Source organism: Chryseobacterium culicis, assembly GCF_900108365.1.
GTDB classification, from domain to species: Bacteria; Bacteroidota; Bacteroidia; order Flavobacteriales; family Weeksellaceae; genus Chryseobacterium; species Chryseobacterium culicis.
Genome location: NZ_FNWQ01000008.1, coordinates 25236 through 42054 on the forward strand (window position 1 = coordinate 25236; position 16819 = coordinate 42054).

Consider the following 16819-nt stretch of genomic DNA (forward strand, 5'->3'; position numbering starts at 1 on the left):
ATGACAGGCTTGTTGTTAGCAAAATGAAGACCAAAGTTTAATTCTTTCTGATTCTCGATACAATCAAATCTTTTTCAGAATAAATTAAAATTCCTGTGAAGGCCAAAAATAGTAAATTACTCGTTATGATATTATAATCTAGATATTTTACTATAATGAAGCTAAAGACTCCCAGAAGAATCAGAAAAAAAGACATTTTCTTCATTCTGTAAGGAATAGGATAGTACTTCTGTCCCAGCAGATAAGAGACAATCATCATCATAATATACGCTCCGAAAGTAGCCCATGCAGACCCGATCATGCTGTGGTAATAATTTAAGGCTAAAAGATTAAATGCAATATTGATCCCTGCTCCAAGCCATGAAATAAAAGTTCCTACACCCGTTCTGTCTGTTACCTTATACCAGGTGGAAAAGTTGTAATAAATTCCGAAACAAAGATTGGCAATAACAATGATCGGGATGATATCAATGGCGATCCAATAAGACTTATTGGGGATAAAAACAGCTTTCAGCCAGGAAATATTGGCAATAATTCCCAGGGCTACAGCACAGGCAAAAAATGCAAAATATTCAGCAACTTTGGCGTAGGTTTTCTTGGCGTCTCCTTTATCCATTTGTTTAAAGAAGAAGGGCTCAATACCCATCCTGTAAGCCGTAACGAATAATGTCATCAGTACAGCGAGTTTATAGCAGCCGCCATAAGCCCCCGCCTGCTCGTCTGAAATATAATTTCTCTGAATGGATTTATCAAAGTTCTCATTCACCATAAAAGCAAGACCTGCCAGCATCAGCGGGAATGAATATTTGATCATACGTCCGAACAATGATGTTACGAACTGAAGTCTTACTTTCAATATAACAGGCAGCAGCAGTAAAAAACCCAGAGCGCTTCCTGCCAGGTTACTGAAAAACGGATAATCTACATTCTGATCAAGCCCCATGCTTCTTGATATATTTTCCGGAATCCAGAAGAATAATGCGGCTGTGAAAACTGCCTGAAAAATAGCCTGAACAACTCTTACCGCAGAATATTTAATGGGTTTATTATGAAAACGCAGCCACGCAAACGGGATTACCAATAAGTTGTCGAAAAAGGCAATTAAGGCAAACCATCTGATGTATTCCGGGTTATCATGATAACCCAGATAATCTGCAATAGGCTGATTGAGCAAATAGCACAAGGCAAGAAAAGCCGTAGAGGTTGAAAACAAAAACCAGAATGAAGTATTGAATGTTCTCTTTTCATTGCCATCTTCCGCTGAAAAGCGGAAATACGCCGTTTCAAAGCCAAAAGAAAGAATGATATTCACAAACGAAATCCACGCATAAAGCTGTGTGAAAATCGCAAAACCTTCATTGGGAATCTTATAGATCAAAAGTGGATTCAGAATGAATAAAATAATTCTGGGTGCTATGGCACCTGCTCCGTAGATGATTGTCTGTCCTAATAGTTTTTTGTACAAAGCCGAAATTTTTTTTGCAAATGTAAAACTTTAAGCATTCGTTTGACGATTTTGGAGTGAATTAAAACTTAAAATCTTAATTTTGTGGGGAAATAAATCGAAATGAAAGTTCTTATAAAAAACGTAAATATCGTTAACGAAGGAAAAGTCTTTGAAAGCGATATCCTTATAGAAAATGATTTAATCGCTACGATAGCCGCCGGTATTTCCGAAGATGCAGATCAGATCATTGATGGTTCGGGAAAGTATCTTCTTCCGGGAGTGATTGATGATCAGGTGCACTTCCGTGAGCCGGGACTTACCCATAAAGGAGATATTGAAAGTGAATCAAGAGCTGCGATTGCCGGAGGTATTACCAGTTTTATAGATCAGCCTAATACGGTTCCCAATGCTGTTACTCAGGAGCTGTTAGCAGATAAATATGAGATTGCTTCTCAAAAAGCGTATGCCAACTATGGTTTTATGATGGGAGGAACCAATGATAATCTGGAGGAGGTGTTAAAAACCAATCCCAGAAATGTTCCCGGAATCAAATTATTCTTAGGTTCATCTACAGGAAATATGCTGGTAGATAATCCTGAAACACTGGAAAATATTTTCAGCAATACTAAAATGCTGATTGCGGTTCACTGCGAAGATGAAGCTACGATCAGGGCGAATACTCAAAAGTATATGGATGAATACGGGGATGATATACCTGTAAAATTCCATCATTTGATACGAAGTGAAGAAGCATGTTGTAAATCGTCTTCCAAAGCTATTGAACTTGCGAAGAAAACGGGCGCTAGACTTCATGTTTTCCACCTTTCTACAGCAAAGGAAATGGAACTTTTCCGGAATGATATTCCTTTACAGGATAAAAAAATTACCGCTGAGGTATGTGTACATCACCTTACTTTTACGAATGAAGATTATGAAACAAGGGGAAGTCTTATCAAATGGAATCCTGCTGTAAAGACACAAAAAGATAAGGATGCACTTTGGGAAGCATTGCTGGACGACAGAATTGATGTGATTGCCACAGACCATGCGCCACATACTGCAGAAGAAAAAGATAATGTGTATACAAAATGCCCTTCGGGGGCACCATTAGTGCAGCATTCACTGGTGGTAATGCTTGAAAACTATAAAAACGATAAAATTTCCCTTGAGAAAATCGTTGAAAAGATGTGCCATAATCCGGCAATCCTTTTCAAAGTTGAAAAAAGAGGGTATGTGAGAGAAGGATATAAAGCAGATTTGGTTGTAGTAGATCTTAATGAAGACTGGACGGTTTCCAAAGATAATTTACTGTACAAATGCGGTTGGAGCCCACTGGAGGGAATGAACTTCCATTCTAAAGTTACGCATACGTTTGTGAACGGACATCTGGTGTATGACAACGGAAAAATTGCAGAAGAGAAATTCGGTGAGCGATTGCTTTTTGAAGCGAGGGATTAATAAATAGACAAATATAGTCTCACATTAGGAGATTGTTACAATAATTCAATAGGAGCGGGCTTTAGCCCGCTCTCTTTATATTCTATTTCATCTTCCAGTGGTTTCAGCCAAAACTTATTATTTTAACCCTTCGCCTTCTTACTTCTTCGCTTTACTTCCCATATAAAAAGTAAGTTTTCCACCATTCATCATCTCAGAATGTTTCAACGTAAAATTCTTAATCTCTTTTCCATTCAGAAGAACTTTCTGAACATATACGTTTTTCGGGCTTTGATTGATGGCTTCTATTTCGAAAGTTTTTCCGTTTTCCAGATTCAATACAGCGTTATCAACCGCAGGGCTTCCGATAGAATAATCTTCTGAACCGGGCGCTACAGGATAAAACCCTAATGAACTCAAAATATACCATGCGCTCATTTGTCCGGCATCATCATTTCCTCCCAGTCCGTCCGGTGCTGCTTTATACTGCATTTCCAAAATGCGTCGGATTTGAGCCTGTGCTTTCCACGGCTGCCCTGCCCAGTTATACAAATAAGCAACATGGTGGGCTGGTTCGTTACCATGAACATATCCGCCGATAATTCCTTCGCGGGTAATATCTTCAGTATCTGCAAAGAATTCATCAGGTAAATGCATGGTGAACAGCTCATCAAGTTTTGAAGCGAACTTCTTCTTGCCACCCATCAGCGTAATCAGCTCCTCCGGATTCTGCGGAACAAAGAAGCTGTAGTTCCATGAGTTTCCTTCAATGAAACCTTGTCCGTGTGTACTTAATACATCAAAATCTTTTTTGAAGCTTCCATCAGCCAGACGCGGACGCATAAATCCGATCGTTTTGTCAAAATTGTTTTTCCAGTTTTCAGATCTTTTGATAAACTGATTGTAGATTTCTGTTTTGTTCAGATGTTTTGCCAGCTGAGCAATAGCCCAGTCATCATAGGCATACTCCAAAGTATTGGAAACTGAAGTCCCGTTTTTCTCTGCCGGAATATATCCGAGATCAATGTACTGCCCAATGCCTTCGTAATTTCTCTTATTAGCAGTTTCTATGCAGGCTTTTAAGGCTTCTTCAGGATCACCGTCATAATTTCCTTTAATAATGGCATCAGCAACCACGCTTACACTGTGATAGCCACTCATGCACCAGTTGTCATTGGCGTAATGTGACCAGATTGGCAGCATTTTCATCGAAAACTGATTATAATGAGCCATCATAGATTTTACCATATCACCATTTCGCTTAGGCTGAATGATATTAAAGAAAGGATGCAATGTGCGGTAAGTGTCCCATAGAGAGAACGTTGTGTAATTGGTAAAGCCATCTGCCTTGTGAACATTCTGATCAAGACCTTTATATTCTCCATTAACATCCATATAAGTAGTAGGATTAATGAACGTATGGTACATGGCAGTGTAAAAATTCGTTTTTTCTGTATCTGAACCCTTGATGACAATTTTATTTAATTCTTTATTCCAATTGTTCTGAGCCTGAGCTTTAGCCTGATCAAAAGTAACGTTGCCCGTTTCTTTTTCCAGGTTATCCATAGCATTGGTCTGGCTGACAGGAGAAATGGCGAGCTTTACTTCAATACTTTCATTTTCATGAGTGTCAAAATCAAAAAACATTTTCAGATTCTTACCTGCGATTTCCGGGAAGTTCTGATTTTGGTCAAATTTTCTCCAAAATCCTTTGTAAACCTGCTTTTCATCATAGTTTTTCTGGCCGTAAGATTTAAAAGGTTTCGAAAATTTCATAGCGAAATAAACGGTTCTGGTTCTTGCCCAGCCGTTGGTCTGACGGTAGCCTGTAAGGGTATTTCCATTTTCTACGCGTACATAGGTCCAGACATTTTTTCCGTCATAGTTATAAATGCCGGCCATCAGATCCAGAATAATATGAGCCTGGTCAGACTTTGGAAAAGTATAGCGGTGAATTCCCACTCGCGGTGTTGCTGTAAGTTCTGCCAGAATATTGTAATCATCCAGCTTTACTTTATAATATCCGGCTTCAGCCGTTTCGTTCCGGTGTGAAAATCTGCTCCTGTAACCGCTTTCCGGATTGGAAGCCGTTCCCGGGTTCAACTGCAGTTTTCCTACGGTAGGCATCACCAGAAAATCTCCAAGGTCAGAATGCCCTGTTCCGCTGAAGTGGGTAGAGCTGAAGCCTACAATGGTTTTATCCTCATAACGGTAACCGGCGCAGTATTTATAAACCTCCCCGTTGTATTTTCCGTTCAGTTCATAAGAAACAGTATCCGTTTCAGGGCTCAGCTGAACCGCACCAAAAGGAACAGTGGCACCAGGATAAGTATGTCCCATCTTTTCGGTTCCGATGAGAGGATTGACATATTGTATTAATTTTTCGAATTTTTGAGCCTTAAACTGTGCGGCTACACATAAAAGAATTAGAAAAACAGTAGATCTGTGATGTTTCATTAATGATCATTTTCAAAGTTTAAAATTAATTAAAATCATCATTTGCGGTGGTATTTTGTAGAAATTTGAATAAGCTCTATTCTTTTTCTGAAAAACGGAAGCCTATTCCGTGCAGGTTCTCTATTAAAACATTCTGTTCTTCTGCTAATACTTTTCGTAAACGGGAGATAAATACATCAAGACTTCGTCCCATAAAATAGTCGTCATCGCCCCAGATGGCTTTCAGGATGTCCTGTCTTTTGACCACCAGGTTTTTGTGGCGGATGAAATATAAAAGAAGGTCAGATTCCCTTTGGGTGAGGGTAATGTTGTTCCCGGTTCCTGTCAGAGTATAGTTTTTAGGATCAAAATCATATTTGCCCACCTTATATTTTAGCGGAGCTGTATCTGTTTTCTTGGTGCGTTTCAGAAAAACTTCAATCTTCAGCATCAGTTCCTCAATACTGAACGGCTTTACGAGATAGTCATCTGCTCCTATTTTAAGTCCTTTGATCCGGTCTTCTTTTAAAGCCTTTGCAGAGATGAAAATAATCGGGATTTCAGAATTTTTACTGCGGATTTGCTGTGCTACATCAAATCCGTTCATGCCGGGCATCATAATATCCAGCAGACAAATATCGAAATACTGAGTGTTAAATGCTTCCAATGCTGATTCTCCGTCAGAATAACAGCTGATATCATAATAACTTTCCAGACTGTCTTCCACCAGAAAAGCGATTGTTTGGTCATCTTCGGCATATAAAATTTTAGATTTCTCCATACTTACACATAATTAGTTTGAAAACGGAAAGAAGAGTGTTGTAGTAATTCCTCTGTCTTCATTATTTTCCACAGAGATCTTCCAGTGATGCTGCTGAACTACTTTTTTTACATAAAATAGGCCCAGCCCAAAACCATTTACTTCTTCGCTTCTTTTGGTATGTACCCGGTAAAATTTTTCAAAAATATGAGGAATATTTTTAGCGGGAATGCCCATTCCGTTGTCTTTGAACTTTAAATATAAGCCTTTTGAATCTTTATGAGCAGAAATTTTGATCACAGGATTTGTTTCACAATATTTAATGGAGTTATCCAAAAGGTTGTAAATGATATTCGTAAAGTGAAATTCATCAGCCATCACGGAAGTGCTGTTTTCAATATCAATTTCAATGCTGAGGTCTTTATTCTTTTGCTCTATACTGTCTGTAATCTCCTGAATAAAAGGAAGAAGCAGAATTTTTTGAGGTTTTAATGACAATCCGGCGGCATCGTTCTTAGCAATATTCAATATTTTCTCAATATGACTGTTGAGCTTATGACTTTGATTAATAATAATGGAAGTATACGTCTGCAATTTAGAGTTTTCCTGTACCATTTCCTGCTTATTAAGCGCTTCCGAAGCTAAAAGAATTGAAGACAATGGCGTTTTAAACTCGTGGGTCATATTATTAATAAAATCACGCTGCAGCTCTGAAAATTTCTTCTGCTGGATGATGGTATAGATAGAATATACATATACCAGAAGAATGATAATGAGAGCAAATGTAAGGAGGTACCAAAATCTTAATGAACTGATCAGGTACGTTGTTTTATCCGGAAAACGGATGGAAAAGTAATAGATCAGATTTTTGTGCTTGGGAAAATTGATCACCTTATTGCCCGGGCTTTCCTGGTGGGAAGTCATATATTTTCCGTACACCATTTTATCACTGTGGCAGTTGTATAGCGCATATACGTAATCTGTATTGATCTGAAAGCGGGTAAATTCTGTTTTCAGGTAGTATTCAAGAACTACGGGATGAAATTCATTGTTGATATTCACCACATAATAGTCATTGGCAATATTCTGAACAGGGTTTTCCGTATAGGACGTTTTTCCTCCGGACAGCTTTTCGGCAACTTCCATTAAGGCAATATTAACCTTCTGGTTAAATTTTTTATCTTCAAGATTATAAGCCTGGCGGGTCCACATCAGTTGTGCTATTAAAATTCCGATAATAGCAACAAATCCCAGGGTTATGATAATATTGAGTCTTTTTATTTTCATTTCCTGAAACAATATTATCCAAAAATATCTATTTATCTTTTATCATTAACAACTTATTAACAAATGTTAGATACCGGTTAACAAGTGGTAATGATGTTCTGCTTTACATTTGTTATACCGAAATAAAATAATATTAAAATTTATACTCATGAAAAAACTAAAAATTACAGCTCTTTTGGCCGTTTTGGCATTTTCGCCTTTTTATGCGAATGTACTTTCTGCAGATGCCCCAGCTATTGTAAAAATGGTAGCGGATGCCATTAAATGGAAATCGGAATCTATAGATGTAGGAAATATTCCTCAGGGAAAACCAAAATTGATCAGATTTGAATTTACGAATACAAGTTCAAAACCAATCATTATTCAGAATGTAGCACCTTCATGTGGATGTACAACTGCAGACTATACAAAAACGCCTATCCAGCCAGGTAAAAAAGGGTTTGTAGAAGCGAGTTATAACGCAGCGGCTGTAGGTCCGTTTATGAAAACTGTAAACGTTACGACAAGTGACAGCAAAACTCCTAAAACACTTTCATTCAAAGGAGTGGTAGCTTCTTAATACATTGTTTTTTAAAATAAAAATAGCCTGGTAAAGTAATATCAGGCTATTTTCTTGCCCAATACCATCATGAATAATTATTTGCAGCATTATTTATCAGCCTATTTTAAAGGATTGCATTTCATTATTTATTATTTTTAAGAAAAAATATTTTATGAGTCTATATACACAACCTATGCTGCGCGAAGGTGCACTAAAAGATAAAGTAGCAATTGTAACAGGAGGCGGAAGCGGCCTTGGTAAAGCGATGACCAAATACTTTCTTGAACTGGGTGCCAAAGTGGTAATTACTTCCAGAAATCTGGAAAAATTACAGACAACAGCGAAGGAGCTGGAAGATGAAACAGGAGGTAAAGTACTTTGTGTGGCTTGTGATGTAAGAAACTGGGATGAGGTGGAAGCCATGAAAGAAGCAGCCCTGAAAGAATTCGGAAAAATTGATATTTTGCTCAATAATGCTGCCGGTAACTTTATTTCTCCTACAGAAAAACTGACTCATTCCGCGTTTGATTCTATTCTGGACATCGTTTTGAAAGGAACAAAAAACTGTACCCTTTCGGTAGGAAAACACTGGATAGATTCTAAAACACCGGGAACTGTTCTGAATATTGTAACAACCTACGCATGGACAGGTTCTGCTTTTGTAGTCCCATCAGCCTGTGCAAAAGCAGGGGTTCTGGCAATGACCAGATCACTGGCGGTAGAATGGGCAAAGTACGGAATCCGTTTCAATGCTATTGCTCCGGGACCATTCCCTACAAAAGGAGCCTGGGACAGACTTCTTCCGGGAGATCTTCAGGAGAAATTTGATATGAAGAAAAAAGTTCCGTTGAGAAGAGTAGGGGAACATCAGGAGCTTGCGAACCTTGCCGCTTATCTGGTTTCAGATTATTCAGCATATATGAATGGAGAAGTGGTAACTATTGATGGTGGAGAATGGCTTCAGGGAGCCGGAGAATTTAACATGCTTGAAGCAATTCCCAAAGAAATGTGGGATGCACTGGAAGCAATGATTAAAGCGAAAAAATCGAATTAAATTAAACTTATATTAAAAAAACTCCCGGATGTGTAACAAATCCGGGAGTTTTTTTACCTATGTAGTAAATATTATTTCAAATGAATTGTAAACTTCCAATCCTTGTTTCCACTGTTGCAGTACTGCTGTTTTCAGGTTCTGTATACGCACAGGAAACTCCAAAGTATGATTATGTAGAAGCTTTTAAACCGTTTTTCTATCCGCAGACAGGTACGGCAACCCGTTCTGCAAGCGGACAGCCGGGGCATGCTTATTGGCAGAATTCAGCAGATTATCATTTGAATGTCAGCCTGAATGAAGACAAAAAAGAGATTACAGGCACGGCACAAATTACCTACACCAATAACAGTCCTGATAAATTAGGCTTTCTCTGGCTGCAGCTGGATCAGAATCTTTTTGCTAAAGATTCCAGAGGAAATGCAGTAGTGCCGCTTTCCGGAAGCAGAAATGGAGCTCACGGTGAAGAATTTAATGGAGGGTATAGAATTAAATCCGTTAAACTGGATGGAAAAACAGAGGTAAAATATACCATCACCGATACAAGAATGCAGATTGACCTTCCAAAAGAACTCAAAGCGAATGGAGGGGTGGCCAAAATTGAAATTGAATATTCATTTATCTCTCCGGAATACGGCTCGGACAGAATGGGAATTCAGGATACTAAAAACGGGAAAATCTTTACCATGGCACAATGGTATCCGAGAATGTGCGTGTATGATGATGTCATGGGATGGAATACGCTTCCTTACCTTGGAGCTTCGGAGTTTTATCTGGAATATGGAAATATTACGGCCAATATCACTGTTCCGGCCAATCACTATGTGGTAGCATCCGGAGAACTTCTTAATGAAAAAGAAGTCTACAGTAAAGAAGAAATCAGCAGATGGAACCAGGCAAGAAACAGTGACAAGACAGTTATGATCCGTCCTGAATCTGAGATCGGTAAAAATAAAGCTTCCGGTACAAAAACATGGAAATTCAAAATTACGCAGGCAAGAGATTTTGCCTGGGCCTCATCAGCCGGGTTTATATTGGATGCCGCAAAAATTAATCTGCCAAGCGGAAAGAAATCCCTGGCTATTTCAGCTTATCCTGTAGAAAGTGCAGGGGAAAAAGCATGGGGAAGATCTACCGAATATACCAAGGCTGCTATAGAGCATTACTCAAAGAAATGGTATGAGTATACCTATCCGGCTGCCACCAATGTAGCAGGAAATGAAGGAGGAATGGAATATCCGGGGATCGTATTCTGCCACATGGATTCCAAAGGGGAAGACCTTTGGGGCGTTACAGACCATGAATTCGGACACAACTGGTTCCCTATGATCGTTGGATCTAATGAAAGGCTTTTCGCATGGATGGATGAAGGGTTTAATACATTCATCAACGGACTTTCAACCGAAGCTTTCAACAAAGGGGAGTATTACCGCAAGCCGAATCTGGCAAGATCAGGGACTTATCTCTTGACCGATAGTCTGGAGCCTGTAATGGTGGGACCGGACAATATGAAAGAAAGGAACATCGGAGCATTGGCTTACTATAAGCCGGGAACTGGTCTGGATGTTTTAAGAGAAGCTATTCTGGGGCCAGAGAAATTTGATAAAGCCTTCAGAACCTATATAGACCGTTGGGCATTCAAACACCCAACTCCCTGGGATTTCTTCCATACGATGGAAAACGTTTCCGGAGAAGAACTGAACTGGTTCTGGAGAGGATGGTTCTTTAACAAATGGAAAATTGATCAGGCAGTTAAAAACGTACAATATGTCAACGGAAACTTTAAAAACGGAGTTCAGATTACCGTGGAGAATATTGGACAGTTACCAATGCCTGCAACCGTTCAGCTGAAATTCAAAGATGGTACGGCACAAATCGTAAATATCCCTGTAGAAGTCTGGAAAAGAAATAAAGAATGGACATTCAAAGTAGATTCTAATAAGGAACTCGATGAGGTGAAACTGGATCCGGATTCTGTAGTGCCTGATGTGAATCTGGAAAACAACAGCAAAAAACCTGCATAGGAATATTCAATTTATTTAAATGTAACGCGAAGATTTACGATCTTAAGTTGATATAAATATACAGTACAAAGCCCGGGCTTACCATGGTAAGCCCGGGCTTTTATTTTATTGACGCAGCCAAATTTCAGGAATATTTTGTGTTTACCGGAGAAGAAACAGATAATTTAACAATATAATCATATCAATAAAGTATTTCTGTCACAGAGAAGTATTATTTTTGTCTCTTATTGATATAATAAAATATGAATTTCAGATTTTCAATGGTGTTTCTGATGCTTTTTGCATTGGGATTTTCACAGGACCTTACCGTAATGAGTTTTAATATCAGGCTGAATGTAGAGTCGGATAAAGACAATGCCTGGCCGAAAAGAAAGCAGGACGTTGCTGATTTGCTGACCTATTATCATCCGGATTACTTCGGTGTACAGGAAGCGCTGCCGGAACAGATGAAAGATATTAAAAGTAGTTTAAAGAATTATGAGTACATAGGAGTTGGAAGAGACGACGGCAAAGAAAAAGGTGAGTTTTCAGCTATTTTTTATGATAAGAACAAACTTGAAGTCGTAAAATCAGGAACATTCTGGCTGTCTGAAACTCCGGAGAAACCCTCAAAAGGATGGGATGCGGCGCTGAACAGAATCTGTACCTATGCCCTGTTTAAAGATAAAAAATCAAAAAAAGAATTCCTGGCGATGAATCTTCATTTTGATCATGTAGGCAATGTAGCAAGAGTAAAATCTTCTGAGCTGATCCTGAAAAAAATCAAAGAACTGAATCCAGGGAATCTTCCCGTAACATTAAGCGGAGACTTTAACCTGACGGATGATTCTGAACCGATTAAAATTCTTTCCCAGAATATGAAAGATACTTTCTACCATTCAGAAACCAAACATTACGGTCCCGCAGGAACTTTCACAGGTTTTAATGTAAATGAAGTTCCAAAAGAGAGAATTGATTATATTTTTACACAAGGCTTTAAGATAAAATCACACAGACACATTAATGACAGAAGAGAAAATCTTCTGTATCCGTCAGACCATTTCCCGGTGATTGTGAATCTTTCTCTGTAAAAAATCAGTGGATTGGAAAATCAACTTCAAATCCAATTCCTCTCAGGGATTGGATTTTTATTTGAGGATCACTGTTGAAATATTTACGAAGTCTGCTGATGAACACATCAAGACTTCTTCCCGTAAAGTAATCATTGGTTTCCCAAAGGTTATCCAGGATATTATCTCTTGTAATAATGCTGCGATTATGTTTCAGAAGATACAGTAGCAGCTCTTGCTCGCGTATGGTCAGCCGGTTGTTTCCGTTAGGATGTGACAACAGAAGTTTAGCCGTGTCCAGCGAAAACGCTCCTATTCTTATTTGGCTTTCTGCAGCTGAAGGAAGCGTTCTCCTGAGAATATTTTTAAGTCTTAAAACGAGTTCTTCCGGGTCACAGGGTTTCGCGATATAATCGTCTGCTCCTATTTTTAATCCGGTCAGCCGGTCTATTTTTTGATTTTTTGCTGTTAAAAATAATAACGGGAATTTACTTCTTTCTTTAAGGATCATTTTAGCCAGAGAGAACCCGTCTATGTGAGGCATCATCACATCCAGAATTCCTATCTGAAAAGGAAAATCGTCCTCAATTAAGGATACTACTTCTTCAGGATTCTGAAACCAGCTGACTTCAAAATCTTCCAATTCAAGATACTGCTTCAGAATCATTCCGAAATCAGGATCATCTTCTGCCAGAAGGATTTTAGTTTTCATAAGGAACTGATATTTTAAAAGTACTGCCTGCTTTAGGCTGACTGGAAACCTCTATTTTTCCGCTATAATTGGTGATAATTTTCTTCACGAAATAAAGTCCAAGCCCAAGCCCTTTGCTGTTGTGAATATTGTTATTCTGTATTCTGTAGAATTTTTCAAAAATGTTGTTCAGTTCTTCTGTTTCCATTCCGTGGCCGTTGTCAGAAACTTCAATTTCTAATTGCTGAGAAACGTTGTGGATATCTATTTTTACAACAGAGGACCCGTATTTCACACTGTTTTCACAAAGATTCTTAATTACCGTTTCCATCAGGTTTTTATCGAAAGGAAGGCTTTGTGAAGCTGAATTTTTGAGTTTAAAATCAGTATTCGGGTAAGTAACCGAGAGGTCCTGTATGAAAAAACTCCAGTCCGAATGCTGTATGGCAGTGATTGCATCCGGCATTTCATCCTGATGAAGTTGAAACATCAGACTTTCAAGCCGTGAAATCTGTCTGTCGATAAGCGGAAGCGTCTCGGAATTCCATTCTTTTTTTAATGCCCTGGAAGCGATTTTTAACGTAGCGATCGGAGTTTTGAACTCATGGGAAATATTATCCACAATGGTGTGGAGAACTTCTACCTGTTTTTGCTGCCGGATCAGGTTTCTGATGGTAAAAATGTAAAGCAGAAGAACGCCGGAAAGAAGAATTACACAACAAATGATCAGTAAGGTAAGTTCTTTGAAAACAATACTCTTTATATTTCTGATCTCAAAATCAGTCTGGGTTTTAACAAGGAAAGTGTCCTTTTTTTCGACTTGCCCCTTCTCGGTATCATCTCTTTTGGTGGTTGAGGTTTCCCAGCTTCCATTGCTGGCAATACGCGGATTTTTAATGATATCCGGTGTTTCAAAAATACTAATGGGTTCTGTAATTACTTTTGTACTGTCCGGAAGGTGTATAATGGAAAGATATCTGATTCTTGCCGAAATTTCATAGCCGTCCTTCTGGTAGCGGCTGTTAATATAATGGATCAGCCTTTCTCTGGCAGATTTCCTGTTTTCTATGAAATAACGGAGAAAATCCTTTTTACTGATCTCCTTATTATGATACTGTATAATGATTTTCTGGAGAGAATCATCATTTCTTTCTTTGACTTCCTGCAGGTCTTCCAGATTGTCTGTATAATTGGTAAGCCCGTCATTTACGGATCTGTAGATATCCCTCTCTTTTACCTGATAGGTTTTATACATAAAATATACCTGAATTCCCAGTAAAAGCAGGAATAGAGCGGCAAAAACCGAAATCAGAATTTTACTCTTGGCTATCATTAAAACAAAGATAAAGTTTTAACATTGTACTGAAATAGTATTTTTATCATTAACCTTTTATTAACCTGATGATTGATATGATTTTAGAAAATAAAAGGCTATATAAAAAGTTATTTATTCTTCTGGTTTTGTGATCCGGAGTGGTCATCAATGCCCATCCGCACCGTTTTATATTAGGAACGAATTCAGGTTTTCTTATGTAAAGAAAAAGGTATTAACCTATCATTAACCCACCGTTAACCGAAAATCTCTCTTTCAATACAGAATTTTGTACCCGGAGAGCAGGACAATAGTTTTGCCCCTAAGGATAAAAAATAGCCATGTATAAACTTCTTTTTTTACTGTGCTTTCCAGTTTTGTTTTTGGCCCAGAAACAAAAAACAGGAGGGACAGTGGTGAACAGCGAAAACGAAAAACTTTCATCAGTAAAGGTGGAAGTATATAATGCTCAAAATGAATTGATCAAAGAATTAAAAACGGATGATCACGGACAATTTGTACTGGAAGATATTCCACTGCAAAATATAAGGCTGGTGGTTAAAAATCTGGGATATTCTTTATTTGAGAAAAAACTGGATTTGAATGAAACGGAACCATTGAATATCGTTCTTAAAAAAGAATCTCAGGAGATCGATGAAGTGGTAATGACGAAACGAAAGCCATTGGTGAAAAGAAAGGTGGACCGTCTGGAATTTAATGTGGAAAACAGTACTATTTCTTCGCTCAATGCCTGGGAAATTTTAAAAAATACACCCGGTGTTATCATCAATAACAGCGTATTGAGTGTAAAAGGAAGTACAGGGATTCTGGTGACTATTAATGATAAAAAAGTTATGCTGACAGGGGATGAACTTAAAAATCTTCTGGAAAACACACAGGGAGATGAGGTAAAATCAGTAGAAGTGATTACCAATCCGCCTGCAAAATATGAAGCGTCTGGAAGTGCGGTCTTGAATATCGTTCTCAAAAAGAATAAAATTGAAGGCTACCGCGGTATTGTCTCATCCAAATACGTGCAGACACAATATGCGAAAGGTGTTTTCGGCCTTTCCCAATATTATAAGAAAAATAAGCTTTCCGTTATGGGAAGTTATTATAAAGGGCTCGGAACGTACTACCGGGAAGGAACAGACTATGTAAACTACCCGGAAAGTCAGACCCGGTGGGTCAGTACAATGAACAGGAAGGATAAAAACAATAACCAGAATACCCTGAATTTTAATGCGGAATATGAATTGGACAGCCTGACCAATATCAGCCTCAACTACTCAGGGTATTTTTCTCCAAAGTCCTTCGGAACCTACCATGTTCCTACGCTGATCTATAACCGGCAGGATATCGCAGAATCTGATTATACCACAATCAATGATCACCGTTCACGTTCCATCAACAATTCTGTGAGCTTTCAGATAGACCGTAAGTTCAATAAAAAAAGCAGCCTTTCCTGGATCAGTTATTTTACGGGGAATAATTCGGATAAATACCAGAATGTGATCACCTATCTGAACTTTGCAGGGCAGCCACCAAAAGAAGATAATTTTCTTACCCAGAATAAAGCGGATGTTCAGTTATATTCCACTCAGTTTGATTATCAGTGGAAAGGGGATAAACTGGAACTGGAATCCGGAACGAAATATAGTTTTGTAAAAACCGGCAGTAAACTGGATTTCTCAGATAATGAGAATGGAATTTTACAGTACCGGCCGGATAAAAGCAGCGTTTTTGATTATAAGGAACACAATTTTGCCCTGTATTCCTCTTTAGCCTACAATATCGGAAAATGGAATTTCAAAGGAGGTCTTCGTGCGGAAATGACAGACCTTGAAGGGGTGGTTTCCGAACCTTATGAACTCAATAAAAGCAGGTACTGGAAATTCTTCCCCACCTTCTATGCCCAATATACCACAGAAAATAAACAGGAGTTCGGTTTCTCTTACGGGAAAAGAATCAGCAGACCTTCTTATGCCTGGCTGAATCCTGCAAAATCTTACTACAACCTGTTTTCCTATTATCAGGGAGATCCAAAATTGAAAGCGACCATTATTCATAATCTTAATCTTACCTATTCCTGGAAAGACTGGAATCTGGATTGGTACTACAGGAAAGAAATATATCCGTCTATGGAAATCTCCTATCAGGAGCCAAGCACCAACAGCCTGATCTATTATTTTACCAATATTGAAAAAGGAGAAGCTTTTGGATTGAGCTTATACAAAAATTTTCAGGTGAAGTCCTGGTGGAATATTATCCTGTCTGAAAATCTTGAGCATAATGAAAACTATTTCAAAGGAATTGACGGAATGCTGTATAAGAATAAAGTCTGGAACTGGGTCTCAAACATCTCTACAAGCTTTACCCTTGACAAAAACAGTGATTGGAAAATGGAAATGGGACACCGTTACTATTCTCCGGGAATACAGGGAACTTTCAGAATTTCCTCTGCCTGGTCCGCATATTTTGTTATGAACAGAAAATTCCTGAATAAAAAACTGGAAGCCAGCCTTATTTTTACCGATATTTTCAGATCCACGGGGCAGAAAGTCAGTACAAAATATGCCAATCAGGATAATTATTTCCTTGATTATACCGATGCTCAGGGTATTTCATTTTCATTGAAATTCAACTTTGGAAATCAGGCTGTGAAAAATGCAAAAACCATTAAAAAAACTGCGGAACAGGATAGGCTGTAAGGTAATTAGGATAAAAAATCTGTTACAATAAAATATTATCACAAAGTAAATGATCTTTTGATGTCACATTTTC

Annotated in this window: 12 protein-coding genes; 6 read left to right on the plus strand and 6 right to left on the minus strand. The window is 38.4% G+C overall.

Going from position 1 to position 16819, the window contains the following annotated elements:
* Positions 1–37: 37 nt before the first annotated feature.
* Positions 38–1465: an oligosaccharide flippase family protein gene (locus BLW74_RS20645; protein ID WP_089696265.1), complete on the minus strand. Its 1428-nt coding sequence runs from the start codon at positions 1463–1465 to the stop codon at positions 38–40.
* Between the two features lie 102 nt (positions 1466–1567).
* Between BLW74_RS20645 and BLW74_RS20650 the strand changes: the two genes are divergently transcribed.
* Positions 1568–2905: a dihydroorotase gene (locus BLW74_RS20650; RefSeq protein ID WP_089696268.1), complete on the plus strand. Its 1338-nt coding sequence runs from the start codon at positions 1568–1570 to the stop codon at positions 2903–2905.
* A 138-nt stretch (positions 2906–3043) separates the two neighbouring features.
* Here BLW74_RS20650 and BLW74_RS20655 read toward each other — a convergent pair whose 3' ends face one another.
* The 3 genes from BLW74_RS20655 to BLW74_RS20665 form a co-directional block, all read right to left on the minus strand.
* Positions 3044–5341 carry a GH92 family glycosyl hydrolase gene (locus tag BLW74_RS20655; RefSeq protein ID WP_089696271.1) on the minus strand — a complete coding sequence of 766 codons (2298 nt, stop codon included), beginning with the start codon at positions 5339–5341 and terminating at the stop codon, positions 3044–3046.
* Between the two features lie 76 nt (positions 5342–5417).
* The gene (locus tag BLW74_RS20660; RefSeq protein WP_089696274.1) at positions 5418–6101 is read right to left on the minus strand and encodes a response regulator transcription factor; all 684 of its coding nucleotides are present in this window, start codon (positions 6099–6101) and stop codon (positions 5418–5420) included.
* A 12-nt stretch (positions 6102–6113) separates the two neighbouring features.
* Positions 6114–7367 carry a sensor histidine kinase gene (locus tag BLW74_RS20665; RefSeq protein WP_089696278.1) on the minus strand — a complete coding sequence of 418 codons (1254 nt, stop codon included), beginning with the start codon at positions 7365–7367 and terminating at the stop codon, positions 6114–6116.
* Between the two features lie 148 nt (positions 7368–7515).
* On the opposite strand from BLW74_RS20665, the gene BLW74_RS20670 reads away from it, so the two are divergent.
* The 4 genes from BLW74_RS20670 (at position 7516) to BLW74_RS20685 (ending at position 12053) form a co-directional block, all read left to right on the plus strand.
* Complete coding sequence (locus BLW74_RS20670) at positions 7516–7926, plus strand: DUF1573 domain-containing protein (RefSeq protein ID WP_089696281.1); 411 nt, start codon at positions 7516–7518, stop codon at positions 7924–7926.
* Positions 7927–8080: 154 nt separating this feature from the next.
* Positions 8081–8962, plus strand: coding sequence for an SDR family oxidoreductase (locus BLW74_RS20675; protein ID WP_089696284.1), 882 nt, complete (start codon positions 8081–8083; stop codon positions 8960–8962).
* Between the two features lie 80 nt (positions 8963–9042).
* On the plus strand, positions 9043–10983 hold the full coding sequence (locus BLW74_RS20680; RefSeq protein ID WP_089696289.1) for a M1 family metallopeptidase: 1941 nt from the start codon (positions 9043–9045) through the stop codon (positions 10981–10983).
* Between the two features lie 242 nt (positions 10984–11225).
* Entirely contained in the window at positions 11226–12053 is an 828-nt protein-coding gene (locus BLW74_RS20685) for an endonuclease/exonuclease/phosphatase family protein (protein WP_167358483.1), read from the plus strand.
* A 4-nt stretch (positions 12054–12057) separates the two neighbouring features.
* On the opposite strand, the gene BLW74_RS20690 is transcribed toward BLW74_RS20685, so the two are convergent.
* Positions 12058–12744 carry a response regulator transcription factor gene (locus BLW74_RS20690; RefSeq protein WP_089696292.1) on the minus strand — a complete coding sequence of 229 codons (687 nt, stop codon included), beginning with the start codon at positions 12742–12744 and terminating at the stop codon, positions 12058–12060.
* Positions 12734–14056 (minus strand): sensor histidine kinase, encoded by a 1323-nt coding sequence (locus BLW74_RS20695; RefSeq protein ID WP_089696295.1) that lies wholly within the window; start codon positions 14054–14056, stop codon positions 12734–12736. Before BLW74_RS20695 ends, BLW74_RS20690 begins: the two co-directional genes overlap by 11 nt.
* Before the next feature lie 320 nt (positions 14057–14376).
* Between BLW74_RS20695 and BLW74_RS20700 the strand changes: the two genes are divergently transcribed.
* Positions 14377–16746, plus strand: a complete 2370-nt coding sequence (locus BLW74_RS20700) for an outer membrane beta-barrel family protein (protein ID WP_089696298.1) — start codon at positions 14377–14379, stop codon at positions 16744–16746.
* Positions 16747–16819: the final 73 nt, after the last annotated feature.